This is a genomic window from Latilactobacillus parafuchuensis (assembly GCF_055271665.1).
Genome location: NZ_CM143875.1, coordinates 564602 through 578666, shown reverse-complemented (window position 1 = coordinate 578666; position 14065 = coordinate 564602). Strand labels below are relative to the sequence as shown.

Below are 14065 nucleotides of genomic sequence, written 5' to 3'. Positions count from 1 at the left end.
GTCTACCTATTTTCAGAAAACAATTGACAAAATAAAGGAGTCGTGTAAACTTATCTAAGTAAAACGTAACTGTTACTATTTGAGGAATGGAGTATTTTATGCATAAGAAACGTTTTGGGAGTTTGGCGTTAATCAGCGCTTTAGTTTTTTTAATGGTCGGTTGCGGTCAGTCTAAAAAAAACAATGATCAGATCCAAGTGGTCTCATCGTTGGACTTTTATGGTGAAGCGGCCGAAGCGGTATTAGGCCAATACGGTCAAGTGACGTCGATTATTAATAGCCCCAGTCTAGACCCACATTCGTACGAACCAACAACTAAGGATGCCAAAGCGGTCGCGCAAGCGGACGTCGTGATCGAAAATGGCTTAGGGTATGATCAATGGTTAGCTAAAGTGGTCGCTGGTTCGAATTCTAAAACGCAAAAAGTTATTCAGATTAACCAGTTAATGAACCGAACAGACGGTGCTAATGAACATTTATGGTACGATTTAAAAACGATGCCAAAATTAACGCGCCAATTAATCAAACAATTTAGTCAAATCGATCCAACTCATAAAAAGGTTTATCAAAAAAATGGTCAAGCCTATCTCGCAAAATTAACGCAATTACAAACGCAATTAGATGCTTTGAAAACCCAAGCCAAAGGTCAAAAAGTGGCAGTCAGTGAACCGGTTTTTAATTACGCCTTAACGGCAATGGGGTATCAAGTCGCCAATAGTCATTTTGCCAAGGCGATTGAAGATGGCACGGATCCATCACCCCAGGATATTGCGCAAATGCAAGCTTTGATTAAAAAACACCAGATTGCTTTTCTGGTGGTCAACAAGCAAGAAGAAAGTCCGGTTATTCAACAGATGCACAAACTGGCGAAACAAGAAAAAGTCCCCGTGGTCCAAGTAACCGAAACGTTACCGGCTAAACAGACCTACTTAACGTGGATGCAACAACAATTTAAAGCAGTTAGAAAGGCTCAAAATTCATAATGACAGAATTAGTTAAAGCACAACAGCTAGGCATTACCTTTGGAAATCGTGCCGTTTTAAAAGATTTAAATTTTGAACTTGAACGCGGTAGTATGACCAGTTTAATCGGTCCCAACGGTGTCGGTAAGACAACGTTGGTCCGCTTATTGATTGGCACGTTGCAACCGACAACGGGCCAATTATTATTTACACCAGAACGCCAGAATCTGCATATCGGGTACGTGCCCCAGTTCCGGAATCTCGAGGCAGAATATCCGTTATCAATTCGGAGTTTTGTGGGGTTAAATCAATTGAAAAGTCATTTGCCTTGGCATACAAAGGACGAAAAACAAGCATTGAATCAAATATTGGATCAAACTCATTTAACTGATTTACAGAAAACTACATTAGGGAATGCTTCCGGTGGTGAGAAACAAAAAGCCTATCTAGCGCAGGCCTTAATTAGTAAACCCGATTTGTTGATTTTAGATGAATCGACCGCTAGTTTAGACATTGAGACCAAAGAAGAAGTGATGTCGCTAGTCGCTGAATTGAACGCGGAACAAGGGATTACCGTTATTTTTGTCACCCATGATTTAGAATTAGCACGGAAATACACTGATCAATACCTCTTATTGAAACGCGGTCAGTATGAAATGGGCCCCATTGCCGAATTAGATCCAAACTTAGAATTAGATTGATGTGGAGGACGATTAAGTGTTAACTTTTGATTTTATGCGGCATGCGTTTGTCGCCAGTACTTTTATAGCAATTACCTGTGGGTTGATCGGCGTTTTTGTGGTCGCTCGGAATATGTCTTTTCTCGCCCATACATTAGCGGAAATCGGTTTTGCTGGCGCCTCATTTGGGGTTTTCCTAGGCATTGCACCATTAAACGGAATGTTATTATTCACGATGCTCAGTTCGGTGACGATTGGCCAGATGAGTGCTAAAGAATCACGCCGTGAAGCGTCAATCAGTGCGATTTCTAGTTTGTTCATCGGGCTAGGAATATTGTTCTTATCACTGTCGAATCAAAATGCCAGTTACGCGACTAATATTTTGTTCGGTTCGATTATTGGAATTAGTTTAGCCGACGTCTATCAGTTGATGGCGTTGTCGGCCGTGATTATTGTTGGCATTCTGTTATTTTATCGCTATTTAGTTTTTGATTCATACGATCCAATTGGCGCGCAAGCCCAAGGATTGAAGACGAATTTAATTTCAATTTATTTCTTAATCTTATTAGCGATTAGTGTCAGTATCGCCGCCCAAATTGTTGGTTCACTATTGGTCTTCATTTTAGTGACCTTGCCGGCTTTTATCGCGAAATACCTGGCTAAGAGTGTGCCTGCGATGTTGGCTATTTCAGTCGGAGCTGCCTTATTAGGCGTCTGGTTAGGCTTGTGGTTAGGCTACATCACCAATTGGCCGGTCACTTTCTTCATTGCAACGATTGAATTTGGTTTCTATTTTCTGGCCTTGGTGTACCATCGACACGTCAGCAGATAAAAAATGAGCGCTGACTGCACACGGGTATGCTCTGAGCATTAGCCTAGTTCCGTGAATAAAGTCCGGGTTGTGGACTTTGTTTGCGAAACGTAGCTAAGCGGAGGAGCTTGTGTGCAGAAGCGTGTTTTAACGACAGAATGCTGATTCAGCCGAACTTCAAACCAAAAAAGAGCCTCAGACAATGACTGTCTGAGGCTCTTTTCAAGTTAATCAACGAGTGTCGTTAATAATTTTTCTAGTTGGTTTAGCCGTTGTTCGAAAACGGCAAAGGCCCGATTAAGGTAATCAGCATTGGTCATGTCGACGCCGGCTTTTTGCATAATCGCAATTGGATAGTCAGAGCTACCGGCTTTTAAATAGGTCAGGTAACGATCCAAAGCCCCGTCTTCTTGATTGATAATACCGCTGGCCAAAGTAGTCGCTGCGGCAAAACCAGTCGCATATTGATAAACGTAATAGTTCATGTAGAAATGGGGAATGCGCGTCCATTCTAAAGCAATTTCGGGATCACGGGCGACTGATGGTCCGTAATAGCGGGCATTTAAATTGGCATAATAATCAGACATGAAGCTAGCGGTCAGTGGTTTACCAGCGGCTGCTGATTCATGGATGAAATATTCGAATTCAGCAAATTGGGTCTGACGGAAGATAGTCCCTTTGAAACCGTCAAGGTAGTAGTTCAGCAAGTAAGCTTGGACCTTGGGGTCGGTTTGGGTTTTTAAAAGATAGTCCGTTAGCAAATTTTCGTTGGTCGTCGACGCAATTTCGGCGACGAAAATCGGATAATCGCCGTAGATGTAAGGTTGGTTTTGACGGGTCAACGCACTGTGCACGCTATGGCCGGTTTCATGAACCAGTGTGTAAAGATTGTTGAGGTCATCTTGCCAGTTTAATAGGATAAAGGGTTTCGTATCGTAGGCGCCACCGGAATAAGCGCCACTGCGTTTACCTAAATTTTCAACGACGTCAATTTGGCGCGTGGTGAAAATTTCTTTGACGATTGTTTGGTAATCGGGCCCCAGGATTTTAAGCGCTTCGAGAGCGGTCGCTTGTGCCTGTTCGTAAGTATAGGTTAAAGCGGGTTTGCCCAATAACGGGGTATATAAATCATACATGTGTAATTCGGGCAATTTCAGCATCTTTTGGCGTAATTGAATATAGCGGTGTAACAAGGGCAAGTGACGATTAACTTCCGTGACCAACGTCGTATAAACTGTTTCGGGAATGGCTTTTGGTGCGAGCGCTGCTTGGCGTGCATTATCATAATGGTGGACTTGCGCTAAATAATTATGGCCTTTGATTTCGGCCGCTAAGGTGCTGGCGAAGGTATTTTTAAATTGACCATACGTTTGATATAACGCGGTAAAGGCTTCTTGACGGACGGCTTGGTTAGTGGATTGTAATAATTGACTATAAACGCCGTTGGTCAGTTGAATGGGTTGACCAGCATCGTCAGTGACGGATGGAAATTGTAAATCGGAATTATCGAGGACACTGAACGTTTGGCTCGCAGCACCTAAAATATCGCCAGCAGCGGCAATTAGGGCCTCTTCCTGGCCGGATAAGACGTGAGCACGACTAGCAGTAATCGTATCGATGAAATGGCGATACGGGGTTAATACGGACTCATGTGCCAACCAGTCGGTTAATTGGATTTCCGGAATTGCTAAGATAGCGGGTTCCAAAAAAGCAGTTGTCGCTGAGACTTCAGCCGCAAGCGCATCAACTTGTGCTTGATAACCTTGATAATGATTATTGGTCGTGTCCTGGTCGCTTTTCAGACTAGCATAGACGTAAACCGTTTCTAGTTGGCGGAACAAAGCCAAAACGGTCTCAATAGTGGCTTGTAGTTGTAGCGCCGTGTCAAAGGTCACGACGGATTGAAGGGTCGGCATTGTGGCTTTAAGCGTCGACAGGGCGTGTTCAAAGGCCTGGTCATCTTTAAAAATCGTACTGAGATCCCAGGTGAGTTCAGTCGGGATGTTTTCACGTATCGGTTGTTGATTAGTTGTCATTAGTAAAGCCTCCATGAATTACAAGATTTCCCTGTATTTTAACATAAACACGTTAAATTGACTGATATCAGTGATTTGTTAATTATTAAAATTGTGTAACTTTTTCTGAAACTGATTGTTTGATAATATAATTCGGCTATAATACAAATAGCGTACTTAAAGATTGGTCCACACAGAAAGGAACCACCTATGCAAAATTCTAATTATTTTGGCTCGCGAGAAGATAAATATAAAAAAAATAAAAAACATCGTAAATTAAAAGTTTTCATCTTAATTCTAGTTCTGCTAATTGGTGGCGGCGGGGCTTATGCCATGCGCATTAGCGGTCAGATTAAATCGGCGGCCAATAAAATTTATAAACCGGCGGATGGTAAAGCAGTTTCGACATCTATCAAGAATAAGAAATCTTTTTCAATTTTATTGTTAGGGGTCGATACTGGTGCTGATGGTCGGGTGGACAAAGGTAATTCCGATACAATGATTGTCGCCACGGTTAATCCGAAGAAAAACCAAGTTAAGTTGGTCAGTATTCCCCGTGATACGTTAGCGCAATTACAAGGCGCCGAAAGTTTCAATATGCAAAAAATCAACGCGGCGTATAATGTTGGTAGTTCTAAAATGGCGATGTCGACCGTTGAAAAGATGTTTAATATTCCAATTGATTACTATGTCACGGTCAATATGGGCGCCTTATCTAAAATTGTGACCGCTATTGGTGGCGTTGACGTTGATGTACCGTTCAGTTTTTCTTGGAACGGGAGTAGCTTCACAAAAGGCAAAATGCATTTGAACGGGCAACAGGCGTTAGATTATTCACGGATGCGTTATGATGATCCAGAAGGTGATTACGGTCGCCAAAAACGGCAACGGCAAGTGATTACGTCGATGATTAAATCAGCTGTTTCGTTTAAATCATTAACGAATTTTGAATCGATTTTAAACACGCTAGAAGACAGTGTCGCGACCAATCTAAGTTTTGATGATATGGTTTCCATTCAAGCTAATTACCGGAATGCAGCGAAATCAATTAAATCAGATTATTTAAAGGGTCGGGATGCCACAATTGAAGGCTCTTCTTATCAAATCCCAACTAATGATGAAATTCAACGGGTATCGGATGTGCTACGGACGGCGTTGGGCTTGAAGACCACGACAATCAGTAATGCCGAAACGAAACAAAACGACTTAAATACGGATTTTACTGGATTAGAATATCATCAAGAGTTCACGATTTATTCTGAAAGTGTGATGAATGGTGGAACAAGTACTGATACAACAACGAATGACACGAGTACTGATACGACGTATTCAGACCAATCAACAACGACCAATAATACTTGGTCAACCCAAGAATCAACGAGTCAATGGAATAACGGTTATTAATCAAAAAAAGGCCCTGAAATTTAGGGTCTTTTTTTGATTCCTTAGTTTACATTTAAAAGCGAGCAAGGTATCATTTAAAAGGGCCTTTTGTGCTCAAAAAATAGATGGGATGTGACGTAGCGTGTATTTACTCGTGAACGTAATCGGTTTGTTGGTCTTTATCGGTGTCGGCTTTATTTTTTCAAAGAAAAAGAAGGAAATTGATTGGCGTGCAGTCATCACGATGTTAGTGATTAACTTGGTTTTAGCTTGGTTCTTGACCAGCTTTTCAATTGGTCGCGATATTGTTTTAGGCGCTGCTAACGGTTTTAATTGGTTGGTTCAAGTGGCTTACACTGGGATTGCCTTTGCGTTACCAAGTTGGGTTAATGTGAAACAAATGGACTTTGTGGCCAGCGTTTTATTACCCATCTTAATGATTATTCCATTATTTGATATTTTAACTTATATCGGTATTTTACCTTGGATTATCAAGTGGTTAGGTCGTGGTCTTGCAAAGATTACCGGCCAACCGAAGTTTGAATCGTTTTTTGCGGTTGAAATGATGTTTTTAGGCAATACTGAAGCCCTAGCCGTTTCAAGTTTACAATTGAAACAGATGAAGGCGGAACGAACGTTGACGTTAGCGATGATGTCGATGAGTTGTGTGACGGCTTCGATTATCGGGGCTTACACGCAGATGATGCCGGGTCAATTTATTTTAACGGCCATTCCGGTCAACATTATTAACGCTATTATTGTTACCAATATTTTAAATCCGGTTAAAGTTACACCGGAAGAAGACACGATTGCTAAAATGGGTGGCAGTGCTGCTGCCCCCGGTGAAGAAGTCGCTGCAGACGGTAAAATTGAACGCGAACCTTTCTTCTCATTTTTAGGGGATTCAATTTTAAACGCCGGTAAATTAGTGCTCATTATTACGGCGAACGTCATTGCCTTTGTTGCTTTGGCCGCCTTAATTGATAAACTATTACAATTGGTTAATCCATGGATTACACTCGAACATTTACTGGGAATTGTTATGTTCCCATTTGCCTGGTTAATGGGCTTAGATGTCTCACACGCGTTTGAATTCGCGCAATATATGGGGACGAAATTAGTCACCAATGAATTCGTCGTCATGGGTAAAGTTTCCGGTTCAATTCACACCTTTGCACCGCATTACCAAGCCGTATTAACGGTGTTTGTGACGTCATTTGCCAACTTCTCAACAGTTGGGATGATCATCGGCGCTTTCAAGGGCTTAGTTGATCGTGAAAAGAATGATATGATTGCTAAAAACGTCGGCTACATGCTGCTATCTGGGATTTTAGTCTCACTATTATCAGCAGCCACGGTTGGCCTATTCGTTTGGTAACCACGCTGTCTTAAATAAATTAAAAAAAAGGGTCCGACCGATTCGATTTTGAATTGGTTGGGCCTTTTTTTTACGGATTCAGCTAAAAAGTGGCTAGACGGTTAGCCTGAATCATGTATAATGAGCATGTATTCAAAGCCGAAGAAAGGAGTGTCTTATGGCGGATTTAGTTTATCAAACGATTATGGCCGATTTAAAAAAGGCCATTAATGCCAATCAGTTTCCCAGCATGAAACTACCGGATGAACGAACGTTAACTGAACATTACCAAGTGAGTCGTAGTTCGGTTAAGCGGGCGCTGAACGTGATGGCCAACCAAGGCATTATCTTTAAAAAAAGGGGTTCAGGAACCTTTATCAATCCTTTATATTTGAAGAGTGGTTCGTTTTTTAATTACAGTGGTTCAAATCTAGGGATTACTGATAGTTTTAAAGCGGGCAATCGTAAACCGGGGATTAAGTTACTCGACTTTCAAGTCATTAAGCCGAATGAAGAATTGCAACGCGATTTATTTTTGAAACCTGATGATTTTGTTTACGAGATTAAACGATTACGGTTGTTTGATCAAGAACCTTTCATGATTGAAACGGGTTTTATTCCAATCAAAGTCATGCCTGAATTATCTGAGAAAATTGTCTCAGGCTCAATATTTAATTATTTAGAAACAGAAAAGAATCAAGAGGTGACCAAAGCCTTTTTATCCATTTTTGCGGAACCTTCAACCAGTGAGGATCAAGCCCAATTACAGCTGACACCAACACAGCCCGTTGGGATTATGGAGGGTATTTTCTTTTTAGACGATGGCACGCCGTTTGAATTTTCAACGATGCGACTCCATTATCAATACATGAAATACAATACGTTCGTTTCTGTCAGCGGTCGAGAATAGGCCGTTATTTTTATCAAAAATAAATTGGTACGACCCAATTATTAAAATGGTTGACTTTTTCTGAATATTTAGTATGATGTAAGGGTAGTCATAATATTTGCTTTCTGATCAATTTATTTTTAAAGTTAAGTCGTTAAAGACTTTTGGAAAACCCAATAAAAGGAGTGTTATTAGTATGACAGATTATTCAAGCAAAGAATACCTCGCTAAAGTAGATGCGTTCTGGCGCGCTGCCAACTATATCTCAGTCGGTCAATTATATTTAAAAGACAACCCATTATTAAAACGGCCATTGGAAGCAACGGACGTTAAGGCAAAACCAATCGGTCATTGGGGCACAATCTCGGGCCAAAACTTCCTATACGCCCATTTAAACCGGGCCATTAATAAATACAATTTAAATATGTTCTACGTTGAAGGCCCCGGTCACGGTGGTCAAGTGATGGTTTCTAATTCATACCTCGATGGTAGCTATACTGAAATCTATCCAAACATGACGCAAGATGCTGAAGGGATGAAGAAATTATTTAAACAGTTCTCATTCCCAGGCGGGGTGGCGTCACATGCCGCACCTGAAACACCAGGTTCAATCCATGAAGGTGGCGAACTTGGTTATTCATTATCACACGGTGTTGGGGCAATCTTAGACAACCCAGACGTGATTGCTGCAGTTGTTGTGGGTGATGGTGAAGCTGAAACGGGTCCTTTGGCTGCTTCATGGTTATCAAGTACATTCATCAACCCTGCAAATGATGGTGCGGTCTTACCAATCTTAAACTTAAATGGTTTCAAGATTTCTAACCCCACGATTTTATCGCGTAAAACAGATGAAGAATTATCGAAGTATTTCGAAGGCATGGGTTGGACACCAATCTTTGTTGAAGGTGATAATCCTGATTTGATGCATCCAGCCACTGCTAAGGCAATGGATGAAGCCATTGAAAAAATTCAAGCAATCCAAAAGAACGCTCGTGAAAATGGCGATATGACACGTCCTGAATGGCCAATGATCGTTTTCCGCGCACCTAAAGGCTGGACCGGTCCTAAGACTTGGGATGGCGTACCAATCGAAAATTCATTCCGTGCGCATCAAATTCCAATTCCTGTCGACAGTGCTGATATGCAACATGCTGATGCGTTAGTTGACTGGATGCAATCATACCGTCCTGAAGAATTATTTACAGAAGACGGCCAATTGAAACCAGAAATTGCTGAAATCGCACCTAAGGGTGACCAACGAATGGCCGCTAACCCAATCACTAATGGTGGGATCAATCCTAAGGAACTACGTTTACCAGATTATCGCGATTATGCACTTGATAATCAAGAACATGGTAAAATCGTTGCCCAAGACATGATTGTTTTTGGTGAATATGTCCGTGATATTATCACGGCTAACGATGACAACAAAAACTTCCGGATCTTCGGCCCTGATGAAACAATGTCAAACCGTTTGAACCACATTTTTGAAGTCACAAACCGTCAATGGATGGAATCTGTTAAAGAACCCAATGATCAATTCGAAGCACCTGCTGGCCGTGTCTTAGACTCACAATTGTCTGAACATCAAGCTGAAGGTTGGCTAGAAGGTTATGTCTTAACGGGTCGTCACGGCTTCTTTGCAAGTTATGAATCATTCTTGCGCGTTGTGGATTCAATGTTAACCCAACATTTCAAGTGGTTGCGTAAAGCGGATGAACAATCATGGCGTAACAAGTACCCATCATTGAACATCATCGCAACTTCAACGGTTTTCCAACAAGATCATAATGGTTACACCCATCAAGATCCAGGTATCTTGACGCACTTAGCTGAAAAGAAACCAGCATTCATCCGTGAATATTTACCAGCTGATGCCAATACGTTATTAGCAACGATGAATACTGTTTTCCAAAGCCAAGAAAAAATTAACTTAGTCGTTTCATCAAAACACCCACGTCAACAATGGTTTACAATTGATGAAGCAACAACCTTAGTTAATAACGGTTTGAAGATTATTGATTGGGCAAGTACTGATCAAGATGCTGAACCAGACGTTGTGATTGCCGCAGCTGGTACTGAACCAACATTAGAAAGTTTAGCAGCAATCTCAATCTTGCATCAACAATACCCTGACATGAAGATTCGTTTCATCAACGTTGTGGACTTATTGAAATTACGTTCACCAAAAGTGGATCCTCGTGGTTTAACGGATGACGAATTTGATATGTACTTTACGAAAGACAAACCAGTTGTCTTCGCATTCCATGGCTTTGAAGGCTTAGTTCGTGACATCTTCTTTGATCGTCACAACCATAACTTACACGTTCACGGCTACCGTGAAAATGGTGATATCACAACGCCATTCGACATGCGGGTCTTGAACCAAATGGATCGTTACAACTTGTCTAAAGAAGTGGCTGTCGATGTTCTTGGCGATAAAGCAGGTCAATTCGCTCAATCAATGGATGATATGGTTGCTAAACACAATCAATACATTCGTGATGAAGGCGATGATTTACCAGAAGTTGAAGAATGGCAATGGACACCACTCCGTTAATCAGTGGTTTAAATAGACTAGGCAACTGCCTGGTCTATTTTTGTTGATAAATCGGGTTAATCTAGCTTTATTTTTAGGGATAATAACGGTAAACTAGAAGATAAGTATAATTTTAGAAAGAGGCGTATTTTTTTATGGCAAAGAACAAAATCCGCGTGCGTTATGCACCAAGTCCAACTGGGCATTTGCACATCGGAAATGCTCGGACAGCATTGTTTAATTACTTATTCGCACGGCACAACAAAGGGACATTCGTGATTCGGATTGAAGACACGGATACCAAGAGAAACATTGCCGATGGTGAAAAAAGTCAATTAGATAACTTGAAATGGTTAGGCATGGACTGGGATGAAGGTCCCGATAAACCCGGTGACTTCGGCCCATACCGCCAATCAGAACGTCGTGAAATTTATACACCACTTATTCAAGAATTAGTTGAAAAAGGTTTGGCTTATGAATCTTACATGACTGAAGATCAATTGACAGAACAACGTGAAGCACAAAAAGCTGCTGGCGAAGCCCCTCGTTATCTTTATGAATATGAAGGTATGGACGATGCTGAAATTAAAGCCGTTCAAGACGCTGCTAAAGCCAAAGGGTTGCAACCCGTTGTCCGGTTACGTTTGCCTAAAGACCATATTTATAAATTTGATGACATCGTCAAAGGTGAAATCAGCTTTGAATCAGACCGTTTAGGTGGCGATTTCGTCATCATGAAACGTGACGGCATGCCAACCTATAACTTCGCAGTCGTCGTTGATGACCATTTGATGGAAATCACGCACGTCTTACGGGGCGACGATCATATCGCCAACACGCCTAAACAATTGGCCGTTTACGAAGCCTTCGGGTGGACACCACCAACGTTTGGCCATATGACCTTAATCATCAATACCGAAACCGGTAAGAAATTAAGTAAACGTGACGAATCAGTGCTCCAATTTATCGAACAATATCGTGAATTAGGTTACTTACCAGAAGCCATGTTTAACTTCATCGCTTTATTAGGTTGGTCACCAGTCGGCGAAAGCGAAATCTTTAACCGTCAAGAATTCATTAAACAGTTTGATCCAAAACGCTTGAGTAAATCACCTGCTAGTTTCGATCAAAAGAAACTAGAATGGGTTAATAATCAATACGTTAAAACGACTGATAATAATAAAATCATGGATTTAGCTTTAGCAAGCTTGATTAAAGCCGGTAAGATTGCGGGAAATCCTGACACTAAAACGATTGAATGGGCCCGTCATTTGATTGCGTTATATCAAGATCAAATGAGTTATACCGCTCAAATTGTTGAGATGGCGGACGTCTTCTTTGAAGAACCCGAACAATTAGACGCTGAAGCTTTGGAAGAACTCCAAAATGAAACAGCGCCAATCGTCTTAAAAGAATTCAGCGAACGTTTAAACGCCGTGACGTTATTCACGGCGCCTCGGATTATGGCCGTCATCAAGAGTATCCAAAAAGATACGAAGATTAAAGGCCGTCAATTGTACATGCCAATCCGGATTGCAACGACGCGTGAAATGCACGGTCCTTCATTACCTGATTCAATCGAATTATTAGGCAAAGAAAAAGTGCTAGCACATCTCGCTAAAACGCTAAAAGAAATTTAATAGTGTCTCCGAAAGGTCGCATAGACTGAATCAGTTCATGATTCAGTTTATGCGGCCTTTTTTGACATTGCTTGAAATGACGGAAGAGATTAATGCTATCAATGTAAGCGTTTTACTGATATAATCAGGTATACATTTAGGAGGTCTTGATGATGACAAACAAAGTAGCATTTATTACTGGCGCAGCCCAAGGAATTGGGGAAGCAGTTGCAAAACGTTTATCGAATGATGGCTTTTCAGTAGCAATTGCTGATTATAATTTAGAAGGGGCCCAAGCTGTGGCCGCTGAAATCAATCAAACTGGTCAAGCAATTGCGGTCAAAGTTGATGTTTCTGATCGGGATCAAGTTTTTGCGGCGGTTGCAACGACGGTTGAACAATTAGGCGGATTAGATGTGGTTGTCAATAACGCCGGTGTCGGCCCAACGACACCAATTGAAACCATCACACCGGAACAATTCGAGAAAGTGTATGCAATCAATGTCGGTAGTGTTTATTGGGGCATTCAAGCCGCGGTCAAGGCCTTCAGAGATTTAGGTCATGGTGGCAAGATTATTAACGCCTCATCGCAAGCGGGGCAAGTCGGTAACCCAGAGTTGGCTTTATACGGTGGCACTAAGTTTGCCATTCGTGGGATTACGCAAACGGCGGCGCGTGATTTAGCGGCGCAAGGGATTACGGTTAACGCTTATTGCCCCGGGATTGTAAAGACGCCAATGATGTTAGATATTGCTCACACGGTTGGTCAAAATGCCGGCAAAGATGATGAATGGGGCATGCAACAATTCGCCAAAGATATTACGCTTGGCCGTTTATCGGAACCCGAAGATGTTGCGGCCTGTGTCGCTTACTTAGCAGGTCCTGATTCCAATTATATGACCGGTCAAGCGTTAATTATTGATGGTGGAATGGTCTTTAACTAGTGTATAAAAAAATTGCTTATCCTCAATTGAGGGTAAGCGATTTTAGTTTGATGTCCAATTTTTAAAAGTGGATTGTAATTAATTGACAAGGGTGTTAAAATTAATTCCTGCTAATAAGAAGTACTCCTTGGGTTACTGGCAGGAATTAATTCACGTTGTCGTAAGCTATTTACAAATAATAAGGCATGAGCTAAAGTAAGTTTAATCAGTTGATTGAACTTACTTTTTTTGACGTCAAATTAAAATAATAGTTAGAGGTGGGATTGCGGATGATAAGGCAAAATGATCAGTTATTGACTAATCTAAAGAAACTTCAAGATTTTAAATTTGAAATTTATATTCATAGTCAGCACCAATTTGATTTTCATGATTTCGGATTGTACACCGTTAAAATTGATGACGAAATAATCGATCTGACGGGCTGGTTTAAGCAGTATGAAGCGCAATATTCAATCGATCAAATGGCTGAATTGGTTGTTGCACAGTACCATTTATAGATGAATGACTTTCAATAAAGCCGCGGCCACTTCTTCCCGTTTGTCAGCTGGGAGTGTCGCTAAATAGCGCATCAATTCGAGCGTTTGAACACCCGATAACGCCGGATCGCCGAAAAAATCGGCCATGTTTAAGTTTAAGGCTTGCGCAATATCATTTAATTTTTTAAGTTTAAGATTATCGACTTCACCACGTTCAATCCGGGAAATAAAACTATAAGAACTACCAGATTTTTCAGCGAGTTCTTCGATAGTCAGGCCCAATGATTTGCGGCGGTTGCGGATCAGTTGACTGATGGTATCAAGCATGCAATTAGCTCCTATCATAATAGATATAGTTAACGATAGATTATTTTTTTTAGAGTTAAAAGA

General features: G+C 41.3%; 12 protein-coding genes. 10 read left to right on the top strand and 2 right to left on the bottom strand.

Annotation, left to right across the window (positions count from 1 at the left end; genetic code table 11):
• Positions 1–98 precede the first annotated feature (98 nt).
• The 3 genes from ACVPPQ_RS03160 to ACVPPQ_RS03150 are packed head-to-tail and all read left to right on the top strand — an operon-like array spanning position 99 to position 2474.
• Positions 99–983: a metal ABC transporter solute-binding protein, Zn/Mn family gene (locus ACVPPQ_RS03160; RefSeq protein ID WP_463495659.1), complete on the top strand. Its 885-nt coding sequence runs from the start codon at positions 99–101 to the stop codon at positions 981–983.
• Positions 983–1663 carry a metal ABC transporter ATP-binding protein gene (locus ACVPPQ_RS03155; RefSeq protein WP_025082633.1) on the top strand — a complete coding sequence of 227 codons (681 nt, stop codon included), beginning with the start codon at positions 983–985 and terminating at the stop codon, positions 1661–1663. Before ACVPPQ_RS03160 ends, ACVPPQ_RS03155 begins: the two co-directional genes overlap by 1 nt.
• A 34-nt stretch (positions 1664–1697) precedes the next feature.
• Positions 1698–2474: a metal ABC transporter permease gene (locus ACVPPQ_RS03150; protein WP_035438852.1), complete on the top strand. Its 777-nt coding sequence runs from the start codon at positions 1698–1700 to the stop codon at positions 2472–2474.
• A 206-nt stretch (positions 2475–2680) separates the two neighbouring features.
• Here the strand turns inward: ACVPPQ_RS03150 and pepF are convergent, their stop codons facing one another.
• Entirely contained in the window at positions 2681–4489 is a 1809-nt protein-coding gene (gene pepF, locus ACVPPQ_RS03145) for an oligoendopeptidase F (RefSeq protein WP_463495657.1), read from the bottom strand.
• A 189-nt stretch (positions 4490–4678) separates the two neighbouring features.
• Here pepF and ACVPPQ_RS03140 point away from each other — a divergent pair, with 189 nt between their 5' ends.
• The 7 genes from ACVPPQ_RS03140 (at position 4679) to ACVPPQ_RS03110 (ending at position 13696) form a co-directional block, all read left to right on the top strand.
• Entirely contained in the window at positions 4679–5872 is a 1194-nt protein-coding gene (locus tag ACVPPQ_RS03140; RefSeq protein WP_463495656.1) for an LCP family glycopolymer transferase, read from the top strand.
• A gap of 121 nt (positions 5873–5993) precedes the next feature.
• On the top strand, positions 5994–7229 hold the full coding sequence (locus tag ACVPPQ_RS03135) for a NupC/NupG family nucleoside CNT transporter (RefSeq protein WP_463495654.1): 1236 nt from the start codon (positions 5994–5996) through the stop codon (positions 7227–7229).
• A gap of 157 nt (positions 7230–7386) precedes the next feature.
• Positions 7387–8118 carry a GntR family transcriptional regulator gene (locus ACVPPQ_RS03130; RefSeq protein WP_463495652.1) on the top strand — a complete coding sequence of 244 codons (732 nt, stop codon included), beginning with the start codon at positions 7387–7389 and terminating at the stop codon, positions 8116–8118.
• Positions 8119–8293: 175 nt separating this feature from the next.
• Entirely contained in the window at positions 8294–10657 is a 2364-nt protein-coding gene (locus tag ACVPPQ_RS03125; RefSeq protein WP_463495650.1) for a phosphoketolase family protein, read from the top strand.
• A 134-nt stretch (positions 10658–10791) separates the two neighbouring features.
• Positions 10792–12276, top strand: coding sequence for a glutamate--tRNA ligase (gene gltX / locus ACVPPQ_RS03120; RefSeq protein WP_463495648.1), 1485 nt, complete (start codon positions 10792–10794; stop codon positions 12274–12276).
• A 152-nt stretch (positions 12277–12428) separates the two neighbouring features.
• Positions 12429–13199 carry a (S)-acetoin forming diacetyl reductase gene (locus tag ACVPPQ_RS03115; protein ID WP_463495646.1) on the top strand — a complete coding sequence of 257 codons (771 nt, stop codon included), beginning with the start codon at positions 12429–12431 and terminating at the stop codon, positions 13197–13199.
• Positions 13200–13468: 269 nt separating this feature from the next.
• On the top strand, positions 13469–13696 hold the full coding sequence (locus tag ACVPPQ_RS03110) for a hypothetical protein (RefSeq protein WP_463495644.1): 228 nt from the start codon (positions 13469–13471) through the stop codon (positions 13694–13696).
• Here the strand turns inward: ACVPPQ_RS03110 and ACVPPQ_RS03105 are convergent.
• Positions 13691–14002: a helix-turn-helix domain-containing protein gene (locus tag ACVPPQ_RS03105; protein ID WP_463495642.1), complete on the bottom strand. Its 312-nt coding sequence runs from the start codon at positions 14000–14002 to the stop codon at positions 13691–13693. The genes ACVPPQ_RS03110 and ACVPPQ_RS03105 overlap by 6 nt on opposite strands.
• Positions 14003–14065: the final 63 nt, after the last annotated feature.